This window comes from Anabaena sp. WA102 (genome assembly GCF_001277295.1).
Classification (GTDB): domain Bacteria; phylum Cyanobacteriota; class Cyanobacteriia; order Cyanobacteriales; family Nostocaceae; genus Dolichospermum; species Dolichospermum heterosporum.
Window position 1 is genome coordinate 2,814,004 of sequence record NZ_CP011456.1, and the last position, 19,512, is coordinate 2,833,515.

Here is a 19,512-nt window from a genome sequence, read left to right on the forward strand (position 1 = left end):
CATGATTACATCAATAAACAGCAGTACAAATAATTAATATTCGTACTGCTGCCAATGATGTCTAGGTATTAGACCATACCATAATACCTCTCAAAGAGACTAATTGACTCCATGTGACATCAGCGTGGTAACTTCCCCAAGGATTCCGTAAATGGAAAGTTCCATTAGTGTCATTATAGGCAGTAATGGTGTAAGCATGACCATTAACAACCCCTAATGTATTATCAGCAGCATCAACAAACCCAACTGTTAAAACCTGATTAGAATTAACCAAATTAATCAGTTGAGTTTGAGTCATATTAACGGCCTCAGATGATGAAGTGCCTAATCCCGCTACCTGACTAATCACTGAACTCATCCAACCCCCTGAAATATCTGCATAGGAGTTAGTAGAAGTGCTAGAACGACTCCAACCAGATTCAGCTAACTGGGCATAGGCTTTTTCTACTAAAGCTACCCAAAGTTCATTGCTAGTGGAAGTATAAGAACCTCCTCCCCAACCAGCATAAACAGCATTACCTGATGAATAAGTTGGCAAGTAACGATCTACTGTGACATAATCAGCTACACCATTGTTTACACCATTGTTATAGAATCGAACGGTGAAGGTATTATCACCATTGTCCGTAAACATATTTTGGATGTAATCAGGTTTTTCCTGGGCAATAGAAGCTAAAGTTGCTACATAATAACAGTCTCCCACCGCTCCTTGGTAAACATCATCAGCACTAGGTCCATTTTGGAACAGAGAACCACCAACATAACTATAGGTTAAACCTGAACCTGTGACTGGGCGAGCAGTACCTAAGAACCACTTACCAATCAGATTTTCCATTTGGGTATCACTACTACTGACAAACAAGTTACCAATACCGGAACGAGTGTTAGCAACGTCACTATTGGCAATCTTATTAGATAAGACCTTCACAGAATCAGCCATGGTGAAGAGGGTAAAGTTACTAACAAGAGTCCGTAAGTCAGTTAACTCATTGGCATCAATCACACCACCATCTTTAGCATCACGGAAAATAGCAATCATGTCATTGCGACTCAAATTACCATCAGCAGCTAAGGAACTGGTTAAAGTGATAATTTGAGCATCTTTTAGATTTTGACTGTACCAATCTGTGGGAATCGGTGTGGGACTTGGAGTTGGTGCAACATCAGTAGCAGTTAACGACAAACTATAGTTAGTATCACCGCTACATTGATATACCCTTACATAATAATTACCCGCACTCAACTGACGAGTAATCGATTCAGAAGTATTACCACTAGCAGTAGAACGAGAAATTACACCACCCGAACTATCGAGTAACTGAACATCCGCATCGGCACTCAAGCCTGTTAAACTCAAACTAAAGTTACTTTGTGTTCCCACATTGAAACTATAGTAATCGTTAGTATCAGCACTTCCTACCCAATCACTAAAACTTTGAGTTGCTGTTAATGTCCCAACAGCACGGGCTGTATCTAGGGCATTATCAACAGGTGTAACAGTAGCAGTTAACGACAAACTATAGTTAGTGTCACCACTACATTGATATACCCGCGCATAATAAGTACCTGCACTCAACTGAGTAGTAATGGATTCAGAGGTAGTACCACCAGCAGTAGAACTGGAAATTGCAGTACCAGAACTATCGAGTAACTTAACATCCGCATCGGCACTCAAGCCTGTTAAACTCAAACTAAAGTTACTTTGTGTTCCCACATTGAAACTATAGTAATCGTTAGTATCAGCACTTCCTACCCAATCACTAAAACTTTGAGTACCTGTTAATGTCCCAACAGCACGGGCTGTAGCTAGGGTATTTCCCGCATTATCAGCAGGAAGAGCAGTAGCATTTAACGATAAACTATAGTTAGTATCACCACGACATTGATATACCCGCGCATAATAAGTACCTGCACTCAACTGAGTAGTAATGGATTCAGAGGTAGTACCACCAGCAGTAGAACTGGAAATTACACCGCCAGAACTATCGAGTAACTTAACATCCGCATCGGCACTCAAGCCTGTTAAACTCAAACTAAAGTTACTTTGTGTTCCCACATTGAAACTATAGTAATCGTCAATATCACCAGTTCCTACCCAATCACTAAAACTTTGAGTACCTGTTAATGTCCCAACAGCACGGGCTGTATCTAGGCTATTTCCAGCATTATCAACAGGAAGAGCAATAGCATTTAAGGACAAACTGTAGTTAGTGTTGCCACTATATTGAAACACCCGCACATAATAAGCACCTGCACTCAACTGAGTATTAATGGATTCAGAAACAATTCCATCAGTATAAGAACCGGAAATTACAGTACCAGAACTATCGAGTAATTCAACATCTGGATCAGCACTTAAGCCTGTTAAATTTAGACTAAAGTTACTTTGTGTGCCTACATTGAAACTATAGTAATCATTAGTATCAGCAGTTCCTATCCAATCACTAAAACTTTGAGTTGCTGTTAATGCACCAACAGCACGGGCTGTATCTAGGCTATTTCCAGCATTATCAACAGGAAGAGCAATAGCATTTAAGGACAAACTGTAGTTAGTGTTGCCACTATATTGAAACACCCGCACATAATAAGCACCTGCACTCAACTGACTAGTAATGGATTCAGAAACAATTCCATCAGTATAAGAACCGGAAATTACAGTACCAGAACCATCTAGTAATTGAACATCTGCATCGGCAGTTAAGCCTGTTAAATTTAGACTAAAGTTACTTTGTGTGCCTACATTGAAACTATAGTAATCATTAGTATCAGCAGTTCCTATCCAATCACTAAAACTTTGAGTTGCTGTTAATGTCCCAACAGCACGGGCTGTAGCTGTGGTATTTCCAGCATTATCAACAGGAAGAGCAGTAGCATTGAAGGACAAACTGTAGTAAGTGTTGCCACTATACCGATATACCCGCACATAATAACTTCCTGCACTCAACTGACTAGTGATGGATTCAGAAGTAGTACCACCATTCTCAGAACCGGAAATTACAGTACCAGAACTATTGAATAACTCAACATCTGCATCGGCAGTTAAGCCTGTTAAATTTAGACTAAAGTTACTTTGTGTGCCTACATTGAAACTATAGTAATCATTAGTATCAGCACTTCCTACCCAATCATTAAAACTCTGAAGACTTGTTAAAGTACCAACATTACGGGCTTTAGATCGGGTATTTCCAGCATAATCAAGAGGTGCATTTAACGATGGAAGTTGCTGTAAACCAAACTCTGGATTAGGATTTAAAGGATCTTTATCCAGGTAAGTTGAGGAATTACCCAATCCTGGTAAAGAGGAATCAAAAGACTTTTCAGAACTATCAAACATAATGCACCCCTAAATAATTTATGAAAATCTTGCTTACGTAGGGTGGGCAATGCAGACTGTATCCAGATTCTAGTCGGCAATGCTCATCTTAGGTGTACTTCAAAGATTAAATATTAGTCCTACTGACACTGACGATATCCAAAAAATACTGATTTTTTGGATATCGTCAGTGTCACTACATAAATATAAAATGATTTATGCCAACTTGACTACAGTAAAAAATACTATTCTATTAAAAAAGTTATACTAAATTGTGCAATAATTACGCAAAAATGACGTAAAAGCCTTGATTTACCTGATGACGACTTATTTTAATTTGTAAATCTTAATACTTATTCGTGATTCTGCGTGAGAAAAAATGTAAATCACACGCAGGTGGGCTTTATTCGGACAGCATCAAAGAACACTACATACTTCGATATCTCCACATAGCAGACATAGACTCTAAATCAACCCTCTTCGCATCACCTTCCATCGTATTTTTAAACAACGCCGTAAACGCACCCGCACCCAACCGATATTGCGGAAACATCCGATAACAAGGAATGCTAGTTAAACGAGATTGAAAAGTAGATAAATGATCAACTTTCACAGCTTGAAAATGAGGAAACCGTTCCAAAAACCATTCACAAACCTGCTCATTTTCTTCAGGAGAATAAGTGCAAGTCATATATGCTAAATAACCTTGAGGGGCGACAACTTGGGCAGAATTAGCAATAATCCGTTTTTGACGATTGGCACTTTTATTAATTGAAGTCGAGTGAAAACATCCCGGTGCTTTCTCATTCTTAGCTAGTAAAGATTGACCAGTACAAGGTGCATCAACCATCACCAAATTACTCGAAGCCGGCAACAATTCTGCAAAAATACTCGAATCTCTATTTACTACCCCACTAGGTTTAATTTGACAACGTTTTAAATTAGAAATTAGCATTCCCAACCGCTTACCAATCACCTCATTAGTAATTAGCAAATCAGGTTTTAAAGCCCTCCAAGCAAACACACTCTTACCACCAGGGGCAGCACACATATCAAAAACCATAGATATTGATTCAGGAATAGCCAACAAAACCGAAGCAGAAAATACCGAAGAAAAATCTAAACAATAAAAAGATCCTTGTTCATGAAGAGAATGCTTACCTGGTTTTTCACCCAAAGATAAACGGTCTACAAAATGCGGTTGCCAATGTGTTGGCGGTTGCACTGAAAAAGGCGAAATCTCTGGTTTATCTTGACACCAAAGAATGCAGGGTGCAAAAGGTTGGGGATGAACTAAAGCATCTATAAACTTTGTTTGTTCATCTACATTTGTAAATAACTGTCGGGTAACTTTAAGCAATAAATTAGAAGGTTTTTCCATATTAATTTCTACCAAATTAAATCAGAAGAGAAACTGTTACATGAGAACAATGCAATCAATATATTTGGCTGCATACTAAAAAAACATTGACCGATATTTACATGGCGTTTGCAAAGTTCGTCTGTTATGGCTTCTGGCTTTTAGCTAGAGGCTAACCTTGTTTTGTTAATGTTTGTCAAACTCATGCCAAATTACGATTTTAGATTTGGTGTTACACTTATGTACCGGAGAGGTCATGATATTTAACAATTTTCAGCAAAAACTGCGCCAAGAATCACAACGTTGGCGAGACGAAGGAATTATTAGTTCTTCCCAGTACGACCAAATAGCCAAGCGGCATCAATTTAATAAAATAGAAGAATCTACCCGTGATAGTTTTGGTGTCATTGCCATTGTCATCGGCGGTTTATTATTAGGCTTAGGTTTAATGACCCTTGTGGGCGCAAATTGGCAAGGTTGGTCACGGGACGTTAAGTTTATCTTGTTAATGAGTTTATTTCTCTCCACAGCCATTACTGGGTTTTTGACTTGGCGAGAACCTACACTTACCACAAATCAAGGTAAAAAATCTCAAGAGGGTAAACGGGTACTCGGAGAAGCATTGTTAATTCTCAGTGCTTTTATTTTAGGGGCAACCCTCATGTTAATGGCGCAAATATTCAATATTAGCGGTTCAGCTTCTGAGTTATTTTTAGCTTGGGGGTTTGGGGTGTTAGTCATGGCTTATAGTCTTTCCCTCAATTCTTTGGGAATTATGGCTATTGTCCTCATTCAAATCGGTTACTGGATAGGAATTGGTAATTTAGGATCTGAATCTGGGGAAGTGACTTGGGCGCGGTTAGCTGTGCGCCATATGCCCTTACTATCATGGTTACTGTTTGTTCCTTTAGCTTATATTTGCAGATCCCGGTGGATTTTTGGCATAGGAGTTGTGGCATTTATTATATCTTTGCAATATAACCTCAGACCTTTACCACTCTTAACATTTTCTGATGCAGCTTCTTGGATAGCTTCCTTTGCTTTGGCTTTACCACCTGCCTTACTTTGGAGTTATGATGATTTACTTTTTCCCACAGTTAATTATAGATTGTTTCAACCCCTGGCACGTAATTTTGGCTTGATTTGCTTTGGTGTGGTTTTTTATCTTTTATCTTTCCGTTGGCAATGGGAATCGGTTGACTCTATTGGCAGTTTATCATTTTTAAATCCCTTCAATTCAACTAGTAATTCATCGAATGTATTACCATCTTTGCCAATTATTGATTTAGGGATTCTCAGCGGTTTGGCAGTTTTACAATGGTTGTTTCTAATTCGTCAAAGCAATAGTCCACTTCGACGAGAAGTATTTTTCAGACTTGGCATTATTACTACTTTTTTAGGGTTTATTCTGATTACTCCTTTTTGGCATCAAGCTATCAGCAGAATTACCGAACTAGGCATTTTCATCTTCAATGTTTTATTGGCAATATTAGCCTGGGGATTAGTTCAAGAAGGGTTGAAATTACGAAAAAGAGCCGCATTTTGGTGTGGTATGTTATTATTTACCCTGCAAATTATCAGCCGGGTTTTAGAATATAATACTGAGGTTCTTTTCCGGGCTTTAGTATTTGGTATTTGCGGTTATTCTCTCATTGCTGCCGGACTTTGGTTTGAACGTCGCTTTACTACTTCTAAAACTAGTAATGGCGGTGGTAGCGGGAATAGTGGTGGTAGTGGGAATAGTGGGAATAGTGGGAATAGTGGTGGTAGCGGGAATAGTGGGAATAGCGGGAATAGCGGGAATAGTGGTGGTAGTGGGAATAGTGGTGGTAGTGGTGGTAGTGGGAATAGCGGGAATAGTGGGAATAGTGGGAATAGTGGGAATAGTGGGAATAGTGGGAATAGTGGGAATAGTGGTGGTAGTGGGAATAGCGGGAATAGCGGGAATAGTGGGAATAGTGGGAATAGTGGGAATAGTGGGAATAAAACTAGTAGTGGAGGCACTAACGACAGTAGAGGCGATAACAAAAGCAATAGTAGCAGTGATTATCGGAGTAGTAGTGGAGGCACTAACGATAGTAGAGGCGATAACAGAAGCAATAGTAGCAGTGATTATCGGAGTGGTAGTGGAGGCACTAACGATAGTAGAGAGAGAGATAGAGAAAGGGAGAGAAATAGAGAGAGGGAGAGGGATAGAGAAAGGGAGAGAGATAACAGAGGCAATAGTGGAGGTGATTATCGAAGTAGAAAGTAAGTAGGTTGGCGTTGAAAATTGTCGTTATGGCAAGGCAAAAGGCAAGAGGCAAAAGGCAAGAGTGAAGAGGGTTTGGGCGATTTTACGTTTCTTTACACAGTTTGGTTTTATTGTGTTCACCTACTTAATAGGATAATTCTCAATCAAAATTCAGACACCTGAGTTCGACTTTTTTACGCCTTTCTACTTACTCACAAAAAATTAAATCTGAGTTCTTTCTATATAAATCTCTGCGGATAAATTCCTATCGAAAAATTAGCAGGAATGGGAAAAGTATTTTTTCCTATTATCTATTATCTATTACCAATTACCAATTACTAACTAAATCAATCCCATGAAAAATGACTTCCCTGAATCAAAAAAAACCTTCACTCCAGAAATGGAATTTTCCGAAAAATTGACTTTTCGGGATTATCTTAAGGCTACAGAACAGAAAGCTAATAAACCTTTACCGATTTGGCGATTAATTGCTCCTTTATTGGTTCAAGTAGGTTTAATTCTGGCTGTACCTTCTCAGGCAATGTATACAGATATGACGGGTAAGACAGTAATTTTGCAAACTGTACCTGTAGATTCTAATGATGTTGTCAGGGGTTCTTCATTGAACTTAGATTATAATATTTCCCGTCCTGAAACTTTGAGAAGATTGCCGGGTTGGAATGACTGGTTGCGAAGAAATTCTCGCAGGGGTAGACAAATTGCCCCAGGGAGTATCTTATATTTAATTTTGCAAGAACGACAATCTTTTGATAGAAATGAACTTCAGTCTTGGAAACCTATCCGGGTAAGTAGTAATCGTCCTGTTTATTTATCTAATAATCAGGTAGCTTTAAAAGGTAATTATCAAGACGGTTTGATTAATTATGGGTTAGAAGACTATTTCATTCCTGAAGAACAAAGACAACAGATTAATGAGGATATTTCGCAAATTCAGGAAGCCAGGAATGGTAGACAACAACCAATTTTAGTGAGGGTAAAAGTAGATCCTCAAGGTAATGCTATTCCTACGGGTTTATCCATAAGAGATGCGAATGGTGAACGTGGCGATCGCAATTATCGTTTTCAATAGCATTATTGAGGGTGGGCAATGCCCACCTCAAGATAAATTGTTTGTGGATCTCAAAATTGTAATTCAAACCCTAATAACACATCTTCTCCAGACAGTAATACAGGAAATTGAACAATTTCTACAGGTTGTTCCAGTCGGTAAATTTCTACTTGTTTATCGTAGGGATTAATTAACCAACACAAACGCACGCCATTATTTATATATTCGGTGCATTTTTCTTGCAGGGTTTTAAGTCTGTCTGTTTTTGATCTCAGTTCAATGACAAAATCAGGTGCGAGTGGGGGAAATTTTTCTCTTTCTTCAACAGTTAGTGCTTCCCACCGATCTAATTTTACCCAAGCAACATCAGGAGAACGTTTTGCACCATTAGGAAGTTGAAAAATAGTAGAGGAACTAAATACTATTCCTAATTGGGTTTTGTAGTTCCAAAGACTTACTTTGAAATTTAAATCAGATTCACTACGGCCGCTTTCTCCTCCTACTGGTGGCACGATAATTAATTCTCCCTGTGCATTGAGTTCTAAGTTTACATCTTTATTAGCCATACAGAGTTGGTAAAACTGATCATCTGTAAGGCGAACAACTGGATCTAGATTTAGGGTAACAGTGTTCATGTCAGTTTATTAGTGTAATTTTTCTGGGTTAAAATCAGTGAGGTACAGTTTTAAATTTTAAAGACAGTAGAGGCGCTTTCTTCTGCGCCCTCGACTATATTTTATTCGACCAATAATCGCTATATTTTGTAATTTTAGCATCAATAGTTTAATCCTCGTTAACTACCAATTACCAATTACCTAAGTAGGTGAACGGAAAAAAACCGAAATATGTAACGAAAAGTAAAATCGCCCAAACCCTCTTCCTGTTCCCTGTTCCCTGTTCCCTTGCCCCAACGACAATTTTTAACGCCAACCTACTTATTCAATTTTAAAGTTAATTGGTAAACGAGTATAAATCCCTTGAGGATCATTCATTGTTTGCAAGGTTTTGATTTCCTGTTGGAATTTTTCTAGTTCATTTATTAAGGGGTTTGAGTTTTTAGTTTGGGTTTTTTCTATGCCTAATTTGGCTTTTGTTTGATCTAATTTTTTACCGAATAACTTTTCTGCAAAGGTTGTACTTCGCGGATATTCTTGTATTTCCCAATCAGTTCCTAATTTCGCTTGTTTAGCTGCATATTCAATGGCTACATTTAAACCACCAATTTCATCAACTAGACCGATTTGTTTGGCTGCTGTTCCTGACCAAACTCGTCCTTGGGCGATTTCTGCTACTTTTGCAGTGGGAATTTTCCGTCCTTGGGAAACTTTCTGCAAGAATAGATTATAAATGCGGTCAACACTGCGTTGATAAACTGCTAATTCTTGAGGTGATTTAGGACGGGAAATGGTTTGTTGATCTGCATACTGAGCCGTTTTTACGCTATCCCAAGTTATGCCATTATTATTGCCTAGTTTTTGACCATTAAATAATACGCCAAAGACACCTATAGAACCTGTAATGGTATTAGCTTGGGCAAAAATGCGGTTGGAATCACTTGCAATCCAATAACCACCAGAAGCAGCTACATCTCCCATAGAAACGATGACGGGTTTGATTTGACGAGTTAATTTGATTTCTCGCTGCATGATTTCGGCTGCGGTAGCACTACCACCAGGGCTATTAATTCTTAAAACTACTGCTTTGATTTGATCATTTTGGCGAATTTTTGAGAATATTTTTGCAAAGTTATCACCGCCAATTTGTCCTTCGTCACCGCTACCGTTAACTATTTCTCCTTCTGCATAAACAATGGCAATTTTATGATCTGAATTTGAGGATTTTCCGGGAACTTCGGCATAATCAGCCAAGCTGATTTTTGTGAATGTTTGATCTTTTTCACTGTTACCAGTTAATTTTTTTAAGTCGGTGAATACTTGATCTTCATAAGCAATCGTATCCACTAGACTATTAGATTTAGCTTCTGTGGCTTCTAAAATTGATTGACTATTAGCGATCGCTTGCAATTTCTGCGGTAGAATGTTTCTGCTTGCACCTACAGACTTCCGCCACTCTCCCCACACATCATCTAACAATTTCTGAGTTTGTTCCCGGTTCTCTGGGCTGAGTTTATTGAGGATTAACGGTTCTACTGCACCCTTAAATTTACCTACCCGCACAATCTGCACACCAACGCCGTATTTTTCAAATGCTCCCGCTAAGAACATTGGTTGTGAACTTAAACCGTTCATTTCCATTGCTCCCATAGGATTAACTATAACTTGATTGGCTACGGAACTTAGATAATATTCTTTTTCACTCCAATCTGTACTATAGGCAATAATTTTTTTGCCGGTTTTGCGGAATTTTTCTAATGCTTGACGGATTTCTTTCAAGGAAGCATAACCAACTGCACTATTAGCATTAGTTCCATCTATATAAATACCTACAATTTTTTGATCACGTCCGGCTTTATCTAAGGTTTCTACAACTTTGCGAAGTGTGATGTTATTTTCTTCAACCCCGCTAAAAGTTTTTTGCAAAAGTTGGCTGGAATTAGGTTCACTATCGGTGATTTTCATAGACAAGTCCAAAACTAAAACTGACTTATCTTTGACTGTTGGGGCTGAACTTTGAGAACTAGCAACCGCAATTAATATTAATAAGAATCCCAGTGTGCTGACTCCAGAAAAAATTGTCAGTCCTAGTAAACTACCAATTAAACTTGCTAGGGTTTGTTTAAGAAAATTAGTCATTAGTTATTTATAAGTCAGTTGTCAGTTGTTCGTTGTCAGTGGTCAGTTGTCAGTGGTCAGTTGTTCGTTGTAAACTCTGAGATTGCTTTAATTTATACAGGTTGCTATTGGCAGTGCAAAATAATACGGTGGTGATTTCGGCAATTAAAACCTCTGTTAATTCTACTACAGCCGCTTCCGATACTGCCGCTGCTTTGAGAAAGGGCATTGCTAAACCAGCAATATCAGCCCCTAGAGCGATCGCTTTAGCCACATCTAAACCATTGCGTAAGCCCCCAGAAGCAATTAAGGGAATATCGGGATCATGCTCCCGAATACTGGCAATACAATCGGCTGTGGGTATCCCCCAGTCCCCAAATGTTTGCCCCAAACGCCGCTGTAAGGAGGTTTCTGCCCGTTCACTTTCAACCATCGCCCAAGACGTACCACCAGCACCAGCCACATCAATAGCTTGCACTCCCACAGCTATCAGTTTTTCTGCCATAGTTGCGGAAATTCCATTACCTACTTCTTTGGCAATTACGGGAACTGGCAAATCGTTACACAAGTCAGATATTTTGTCAAGCAATCCATAAAAATTAGTATCACCCCTGGGTTGAATGAATTCCTGCAAAGGGTTAATATGTAAAATCAAAGCATCAGCTTCGACCAGATCAACAATTCGTAAACATTCATCAATACCATATTCATAATTAAGCTGTACCGCGCCTAAATTGGCAAAGAGGAGAATATCCGGCGCATATTTACGAATGGCAAAAGTATCCGCAACTTGAGGTTTTTCCACTGCTACTCTTACAGATCCTACACCCATTGCTAATTTGTATTCTTGGGCAACTTCAGCCAAACGACGGTTAATAATTCCCGCTTGTTCTGTACCTCCCGTCATGGAAGAAATTAACAAAGGTGCATGGAGATGTTTTCCCAAAAATGTCGTACTCACATCAATATCTTTACCATCAATTTCCGGTAAACAAGTATGAGTAAAGCGATATTTTTCTAAACCAGTGGTAATTGCTGGAGATTGGACATTATCTTCTAAACAGATGCGAATATGATCTGCTTTGCGATTTTGGGTTTGGGCTGAGGTGTTGATAGGATGGTTCACGACTTAATATGAAGGTATGTGAATATTTATATTTTGCACTAAGCCCTGGCGAATACAATATGGCTTCGCCTCCCATTAGGGATACGCGGCTACATAAACAAAGTCCGTCTTCATGGACTAATAAATCTTAACCCACGCAGGTGGGTTTTGCCTGTGTAGACGCGGTTTCTAACCGCCTGGTGTAAATATCTATTGTTGTTGTAAATATTTTTCATATCCAATCTGGTCTAGTTTAGCTTGCTTTTCCATGACCATATTACAAAGACTTTGCCGATAAACTTGCACTTTTTCGAGTAATTCTGGTTGGTGAGTAGCAAGAATTTGTACAGCTAAAAGTCCAGCGTTTTTAGAATTCCCAATAGCGACAGTAGCAACAGGTATTCCTGCTGGCATTTGCACTATAGAATATAAAGAATCCACACCTTGTAAATTCCGAGTAGCGACGGGAACACCAATCACAGGTAAAGGAGTTAAAGATGCTACCATACCAGGGAGATGTGCCGCACCACCAGCACCAGCGATAATTACCTTGATACCGCGTTGATGTGCAGTTTTAGCATACTCAACCATCCGTTCTGGGGTACGATGGGCAGAGACAATGGCAACTTCAACTACAATACCAAATTCTTCACAAATAGCGATCGCATCCTTCATTGTAGGCAAATCGGAATCACTACCCATGATAATACCAACTTCGAGACTCATATAATTTAGGGAACAGGGAACAGGGAACAGGGAACAGGGAACAGGGGGAGTTGGGGGAGTTGGGGGAGTTGGGGGAGTTGGGGGAGTTGGGGGAGTTGGGGGAGTTGGGGGAGTTGGGGAGTTGGGGGAGTTGGGGGAGTTGGGGGAGTTGGGGGAGTTGGGGAGTTGGGGGAGTTGGGGGAGTTGGGGGAGTTGGGGGAGTTGGGGGAGTTGGGGGAGTTGGGGGAGTTGGGGGAGTTGGGGGAGTTGGGGGAGTTGGGGGAGTTGGGGGAGTTGGGGGAGTTGGGGGAGTTGGGGGAGTTGGGGGAGTTGGGGGAGTTGGGGAAGTAAAAGGGGAGAAATATTCTTGTGCAACTAACAACTGACAACTAACAACTAACAACTAACAACTAACAACTGACAACTAACAACTGACAACTGACAACTGACAACTAACAACTGACAACTAACAACTGACAACTGACAACTGACAACTGACAACTGACAACTGACAACTGACAACTGACAACGAACAACTAACAACTGACAAAAATACCATGCTGGCAAATGTAGATATTATCAACGTAAGAATCCCCGGTTATCAAGATTTACAAAGAATCTTAGTTAACCAAGCAGGCATAATTGAGGAAATTATGCCCATGAACACAGCATGGGAAAAAGTTGTACCACAAAACTTACAAATTTTAGATGTAGCTGGAGACTGGATTTCTTTAGGTGGTGTGGATTTACAAATCAATGGTGGACTAGGATTAGCCTTCCCGGAATTAACAGCAGACAATTCCTTTATGCTGCCAAAAATCTCTTCATTTCTGTGGGAAGCAGGAGTTGACGGTTATTTACCCACCCTAGTGACAACCTCCATCGAAAATATTCAGCGATCGCTCGCCATTCTCGCCAATTATACCCCCAATTCTCCAACCTCCGCCCAAATTCTCGGAGTCCATTTAGAAGGTCCATTTTTAAACTACTACAAACGCGGCGCACATCCAGCCGAATATCTTCTTCCCCTCACCATAGATCAAGTTAAACGGGTCTTAGGAGATTATGCCCATATTGTCAAAGTCATCACTCTCGCACCAGAATTAGACACCACAGGTAAAGTCATCCCATATTTGGGTTCTTTGGGAATCACTGTCAGCTTAGGACATTCACAAGCCACAGCTACAGAAGCCCAACAAGCTTTTACTCAAGGCGCTACAATGATAACCCACGCCTTTAACGCCATGCCACCCCTACACCACCGTGAACCGGGCTTATTAGGCGCAGCCATGAACAATCCTGATGTATTTTGTGGTTTCATTGCCGATGGTCAGCACGTTACCCCAATGATCTTAAAAATTCTTCTGCGTGCCAGTGAAAGGTTATTTATTGTCAGTGATGCCCTTGCACCATTAGGATTACCTGACGGCATCTATCCTTGGGATACCCGACAAATAGAAGTTATCAACGGTACAGCCAGATTACAAGATGGCACTTTATCAGGAACAACCCTACCATTATTAACTGGAGTTCAAAATCTAGTGAAATGGGGAATTTGTGACCTAGAAACCGCCGTTAGCCTCGCTACAGACGCACCCAGGCAAGCTATCAACTTACCAAAATTTGCCGCCCAACAACCCGCCCACTTATTACGTTGGAAATGGGATGAGGTTGGTAAAGAACTGACATGGAAACGGTTAACTGTAGCGAACAGTTTTACTCCTGACTCCTGACTCCTGCTGTAATTAGTTTTCAGGATCAATACCTTGTCCAAATCGAAAAAAGTCTTGATTTGTAGGTTGGATTGAGGTACGTTCACGTATCCCTGACGGGAGGCGTTAGCCATAGTGTGGCGATAGCTTGCGTGGCGACGTAGGAGCCATAGCCATAACCCAACAAATGCGTCGGGTTGCGCTGTCGCTTAACCCGACCTACAAAAAATGGACAAGGTATTGCAGGATGACTATTTATATTAAACTCAGGCAACCCCAGACGCTGAATTTACTTTGGCGAGTTGGAGTTATAGTTAGCGACTACACTATCTTTCAGGGATTTATACTGGGAATACAAGTTTTGGAAAATGCCTAAAAGTGCTGATGATAACATTTCTGTATTTTCCGAATTATATGTATGTTTAATAGCTTGATATAAAATTGATTACTGATTTTATTCCGTAGCAACAAGTAAGTATGTATTTTTATATACTCAATAAGTGCATTTGTGCGCGTTTAATGCCATTTTTCTATGGTCTCATTAATTTTTTATTTGGGGATAAGAATAAATACTTACTGGAAATAAATCACTGTTATTGCTTGACAATAATTGTTTTAATTGCAACTAATTATGTAGACATTTTAAATATATTTACTTACTAAAAATGTAGATAAAAAATCATGTACTGGGCGAAAAGAGTCCAAGTATTTTGACAATTTAATCTTTGTCTAGATTATGTTTAGGCTGGTGATATCTTTTGAAGAGTCAACTATTGGCAGTAAAATTTCATCGAAACACCAAGTAACTGGATGATTTTTCGATACTTCATAATTTACAACTACTGAGAATAAATATTAGGTAGTAATTGTCAAATTGGGCGATCGCTTAATATGAAGTTTCCCGAAGAAAATATAGAAATCTTAAAAAAAACGTTACATAGCCAAAGTCCTGAATTAATCACGGGTTACAAGCTCAAACTCAACTATAAATTTGGACATTTCTTTCAGACTTCCGCTAAAACCCTGATCCCCAAGTCCGAAAATTCATGTTAATGTATTCGAGTTACAAAACACAAAGTGAAAGCGGAACGGGTTAAAGTTTCCGGCGAGAGTCACTGTTCACAAGGTGAAACCCCCGCTAATCAAAAAACTTAAGTTCTACAGTCGCTTTAAAATCGGACGCATGAATCAAAGACATTTGTGGACTACAGTTGCCGTAATTCTGGCCGTTTTGGGTTTACCCTCAGTTGGTCGAACTCAAACCAGTGAGGAAAGTTCCCCAACTAGGCAAGCATCATCTATCAGTGATGCAGTCAAAGTAGGAGAATACCAATCCCCAACAGAAAACCCCACCTTGGATGCTGTGATTACTAGGATTTATCCTCACAGTATTAAAGGTTTACAAGCAGCTACTCTTTATGTTCGGGACATTCCTGTTCTGACTTTTTTGGGTTCTACCCCAGTTACTAACAACAAAACTAAAGTTGGAGTAATTGGCAATAATGAGAATATCAATCCTGACTCTCTTGTTGCTACCAATACAGCCAAAGTTGCCAGTTTTAGCAATGCTGGTAATACAATCAATTTTAACAAACAAGTTAGCTCTATTGACAATGATCCAATTCAGAAAGCTAGTGTGATTGCCGCTAGAATTAACGAACTGATCCAGAACAATGTAGATGCAAGCAAGATTACTGTCAGTTGGAAAACAGCGGATAATTCCGTAATTAACAATAAAGCCAATAAAAAAGGCTTCTTCCGTAAACAACCGTCAGTGGATCGCTACACCATTACCATTGACGGTCAAGAACTGGTAGAAGTCAATGAAGGTACTAGATTAGCAGATACCACAGAAAATCTTGCCCAAGATGCCTTACAAGCAACTAACAGACTGCGGAGACTCATCGGCAACGCATCTCCCATTCAGACAATTGCTAACTTACCCGCTAGTAAATCAGTTTCTAGTGCCAGTCTACCGCAAAAAATTGCCTTCGGTAATGTCAATCTCAGTTTCCAAGGGATGGCTTCTTGGTATGGATATGATGGTTCTGGCAATAAAACCGCCAGTGGTGAAAGATATAATCCCGAAGGATTAACTGCGGCTCATCGTAGCTTACCGATGGGAACAAAAATCCGTGTCACTAACACCCGTAATGGTCGTTCTGTTGTTGTCAGAATCAATGATCGAGGACCTTTCATCCGGGGTCGAATTATTGACCTTTCCGCCGGCGCTGCTCGGCTTTTGGGTATGATCAGCAGTGGTGTTGCTCCAGTTAGTCTTGAGGTTTTAGGAAAATAACCCGTTTCCTAGTTCCGACTCTGTTTTCGCTTTTCACGATTAAATACCCCTGGTTCTTCTATTTTATCTCCCAATTATCCTTTGCGCCACGCTGCGCTATCGGATATACACTAACGGGGGAAAGGATAGAAACTAGGGGTATTTTGTGCGTGTGCTGACAACAGTTGTAGCTTTACGCTGCTATTTAAATCGTCGTCGCTGGCAAAGCCATCTGAGGCTACCAGATGATCTGGGACTTGATGAACAAACCAGTTGGTATCCCACAGCGGTTGGTTTAGTGCCAACTATGGGAGGTTTACATCAGGGGCATTTAAGTTTGATTAAACGGGCTAGACAGGAAAATGCAACGGTAATTGTGAGTATTTTTGTCAATCCCCTACAATTTGGACCCAACGAGGACTATCAATGCTATCCTCGCACTTTGGCACAAGACCGAGAATTTTGTGAACAGGCGGGAGTTGATGTGATTTTTGCCCCAACTCCGGAAGAAATTGGTGTACCGGGGAAGAATATAGCAGAAACTCAAGTGACACAAGTGATCCCTCCATCTGATATGATATCTAGCTTGTGTGGTAATTTTCGTCCAGGTCATTTTACTGGTGTGGCAACTATTGTCACTAAGCTTTTAAACTTGGTAGAACCTGACCGAGCTTACTTTGGACAAAAGGATGGTCAACAATTGGCAATTATTAAACGGTTAGTAGCTGATTTGAATTTGCCAGTAGAAATTGTTGCTTGTCCTACGGTGCGGGATGTGTCCGGCTTGGCTTTAAGTTCTCGTAATCAATATTTGACGGCTACAGAAAAAGAGCAAGCAACTGTGTTATTTAAAGGTTTACGGCAAGCTGAAGCGGCGTTTCGGGCTGGCGTTCGTGACAGTGGTGAACTCATAGCATTGGCGCGGCAAGAAATCGCAAAAGTTAGCAATATCAGCTTGGAATATATTGAATTGGTTGAACCGAATACGTTGATGTTTTTAGAAAAAGTTGAGGATGAAGGAATGTTGGCGATCGCTGCTCGTCTTGGTTCTACAAGGTTAATTGATAATACGATTCTGCGCGATGGCAATGATGGACTCCGCCAACCGATCATTGCTATTGATGGTCCGGCTGGTGCTGGTAAATCTACTGTGGCTCGTCAAGTGGCACAGGAATTAGGTTTGGTGTACTTAGATACTGGTGCTATGTACCGGGCGATCGCTTGGTTAGTCATGGAACAGGGAATTGCTATTGATGATGATTGTGCTGTGGCGGAATTAGCCGCTCACTGCAAAATTGACCTCACTCCCAGTCAAAGTTTGCAAACTCCCGTGAGAGTCCAGATTAATGATATTGATGTCACTCAAAAAATTCGCACTGTTGAGGTAACATCTCTTGTATCGGCGATCGCTGCCCAAAGTGCAGTGCGTCAAGCCTTGGTCAAACAGCAGCAAAGTTGGGGACAACGCGGGGGGTTAGTAGCAGAAGGTCGAGACATAGGCACTCACGTCTTTCCAGATGCGGAAATTAAAATCTTCTTAACCGCTTCCGTCGGTGAACGAGCGCGTCGTCGTCAGCAAGACTTTCAAAAAACAGGTTCAATCTTGAGTTTAGAACAACTAGAACAGGAGATTGCTGAACGCGACTTCAAAGATAGCACCCGGAAAGTCTCCCCTTTGCAAAAAGCGGCTGATGCCATTGAACTCCAAACCGACGGTTTAACTGCTTCTGAAGTAGCAGCACAAATCATTAGCCATTACAACCAGCGGCTATCCCATTGGTAGATCACCAGAACGTAGGGGCGCAGGGCCTGCGCCCAAATTCCTAAAGAGACTTCCAAGAAATAAATTATCCTAAGAAACGAACCACAGAGGCACAGAGTACACAGAGAGAGAATTTCTGCATCAGTTTTGGGACATTTTTTTATTTGGAAGTCTCAAAGGACTTCAAAACAGTGGTGAGCGCCGACTAACTCACCATTTTAATTTTTAGTGCTTTGAACTACATCCTAAACTAGTTTCAGATAGATTCATCTTTCTTGAGGTGGATATTAGTCTGAGTTAATAATTGTATATTTTAAACCGGGCTTTTTGTTCACGCAGAGGCGCAGAGTCAACAGAGAGAAGTTAAGAGTTTAAGCTAAATAGATGGAATTTGCTTTGTTTATAAACTAATTGGTGGAAATTTCCACTTTGGTAGTAGAATGACAATGTTAAGTTTTGTATTGCAGGATTAAGTAGGGCTTACTAAATACGAAACCTGTAATTTGCCTAGCTATGGCAATAGCTTTCAACTAGAAAACAGTAAAGAGAGGATTTCACAAAATGGCATTTACCCAACCAGCTTTACCTTTTGCTTCTGATGCTTTAGAATCCTATGGCATGAAGGCTGAAACCTTTGAATATCACTATGGTAAGCATCATAAAGCTTATGTAGATAATTTGAATAAGCTTGTTGATAGCACAGAATTAGCCAACAAGTCTTTGGAAGAAGTAATTCAAATCGCTTTTGGTGATTCTACCAAAGCTGGAATCTTCAACAATGCTGCTCAAGTTTGGAATCACTCCTTCTTCTGGAATTGCTTGAAACCAGCAGGTGGCGGCACTCCTACAGGCGCATTAGCTGCTAAAATTGATCAGGATTTTGGTAGTTTCGACAAATTCAAAGAAGAATTTTCTAACGCTGCTGCAACTCAATTCGGTAGTGGTTGGGCTTGGTTGGTTGATGATGGTGGTACTCTGAAAGTAATGAAAACCCCCAACGCCGAAAACCCCCTCGCACACGGTAAAAAAGCTCTGTTAACCATTGACGTTTGGGAACACGCATATTACATTGACTTCAAAAATGCCCGTCCTGCATTCATCAAGAATTTCTTAGATAATTTGGTGAACTGGGATTTTGTCGCTGCAAATTTCGCTGCTTAGATTTTAATGGGTAATGGGTAATTGGTAATGGGTAATATTTTTACTTATTACCCCTTATCCAATCTCTAAGAGGATGTTTTAA

The 19,512-nt window shown here is 40.2% G+C and carries 11 protein-coding genes and 1 pseudogene; 6 read left to right on the plus strand and 6 right to left on the minus strand.

What is annotated here, in order from left to right:
- Positions 1–61: 61 nt before the first annotated feature.
- Together AA650_RS12170 and AA650_RS12175 are read right to left on the minus strand one after the other, a co-directional pair.
- The gene (locus AA650_RS12170) at positions 62–3,334 is read right to left on the minus strand and encodes a pre-peptidase C-terminal domain-containing protein (RefSeq protein WP_053539222.1); all 3,273 of its coding nucleotides are present in this window, start codon (positions 3,332–3,334) and stop codon (positions 62–64) included.
- 406 nt (positions 3,335–3,740) lie between these two features.
- On the minus strand, positions 3,741–4,694 hold the full coding sequence (locus AA650_RS12175; RefSeq protein WP_053539223.1) for an RsmB/NOP family class I SAM-dependent RNA methyltransferase: 954 nt from the start codon (positions 4,692–4,694) through the stop codon (positions 3,741–3,743).
- Between the two features lie 235 nt (positions 4,695–4,929).
- Here AA650_RS12175 and AA650_RS12180 point away from each other — a divergent pair.
- A pseudogene (locus AA650_RS12180) lies at positions 4,930–6,378 on the plus strand (DUF2157 domain-containing protein); the annotation flags it as partial.
- Positions 6,379–7,261: 883 nt separating this feature from the next.
- Positions 7,262–7,996, plus strand: coding sequence for a GDYXXLXY domain-containing protein (locus AA650_RS12185; protein ID WP_039200583.1), 735 nt, complete (start codon positions 7,262–7,264; stop codon positions 7,994–7,996).
- A 50-nt stretch (positions 7,997–8,046) separates the two neighbouring features.
- On the opposite strand, the gene AA650_RS12190 is transcribed toward AA650_RS12185, so the two are convergent.
- From AA650_RS12190 to purE, 4 genes are all read right to left on the minus strand, one after another.
- Positions 8,047–8,610 carry a Uma2 family endonuclease gene (locus AA650_RS12190; protein WP_039200584.1) on the minus strand — a complete coding sequence of 188 codons (564 nt, stop codon included), beginning with the start codon at positions 8,608–8,610 and terminating at the stop codon, positions 8,047–8,049.
- A 300-nt stretch (positions 8,611–8,910) separates the two neighbouring features.
- On the minus strand, positions 8,911–10,728 hold the full coding sequence (gene sppA / locus AA650_RS12195; RefSeq protein ID WP_053539224.1) for a signal peptide peptidase SppA: 1,818 nt from the start codon (positions 10,726–10,728) through the stop codon (positions 8,911–8,913).
- A 49-nt stretch (positions 10,729–10,777) separates the two neighbouring features.
- Positions 10,778–11,833, minus strand: a complete 1,056-nt coding sequence (gene fni / locus AA650_RS12200) for a type 2 isopentenyl-diphosphate Delta-isomerase (RefSeq protein WP_053539225.1) — start codon at positions 11,831–11,833, stop codon at positions 10,778–10,780.
- 189 nt (positions 11,834–12,022) lie between these two features.
- Complete coding sequence (purE, locus tag AA650_RS12205; RefSeq protein ID WP_053541273.1) at positions 12,023–12,538, minus strand: 5-(carboxyamino)imidazole ribonucleotide mutase; 516 nt, start codon at positions 12,536–12,538, stop codon at positions 12,023–12,025.
- 536 nt (positions 12,539–13,074) lie between these two features.
- Between purE and nagA the strand changes: the two genes are divergently transcribed.
- The 4 genes from nagA to AA650_RS12225 all read left to right on the plus strand — a co-directional run bounded on the left by nagA (position 13,075) and on the right by AA650_RS12225 (position 19,430).
- Positions 13,075–14,250, plus strand: a complete 1,176-nt coding sequence (nagA, locus tag AA650_RS12210) for an N-acetylglucosamine-6-phosphate deacetylase (RefSeq protein ID WP_039203570.1) — start codon at positions 13,075–13,077, stop codon at positions 14,248–14,250.
- Between the two features lie 1,162 nt (positions 14,251–15,412).
- Positions 15,413–16,528: a septal ring lytic transglycosylase RlpA family protein gene (locus AA650_RS12215; RefSeq protein WP_053539226.1), complete on the plus strand. Its 1,116-nt coding sequence runs from the start codon at positions 15,413–15,415 to the stop codon at positions 16,526–16,528.
- A 145-nt stretch (positions 16,529–16,673) separates the two neighbouring features.
- The gene (locus AA650_RS12220; protein ID WP_053539227.1) at positions 16,674–18,290 is read left to right on the plus strand and encodes a bifunctional pantoate--beta-alanine ligase/(d)CMP kinase; all 1,617 of its coding nucleotides are present in this window, start codon (positions 16,674–16,676) and stop codon (positions 18,288–18,290) included.
- Between the two features lie 540 nt (positions 18,291–18,830).
- Positions 18,831–19,430, plus strand: a complete 600-nt coding sequence (locus AA650_RS12225) for a superoxide dismutase (protein ID WP_053539228.1) — start codon at positions 18,831–18,833, stop codon at positions 19,428–19,430.
- Positions 19,431–19,512: the final 82 nt, after the last annotated feature.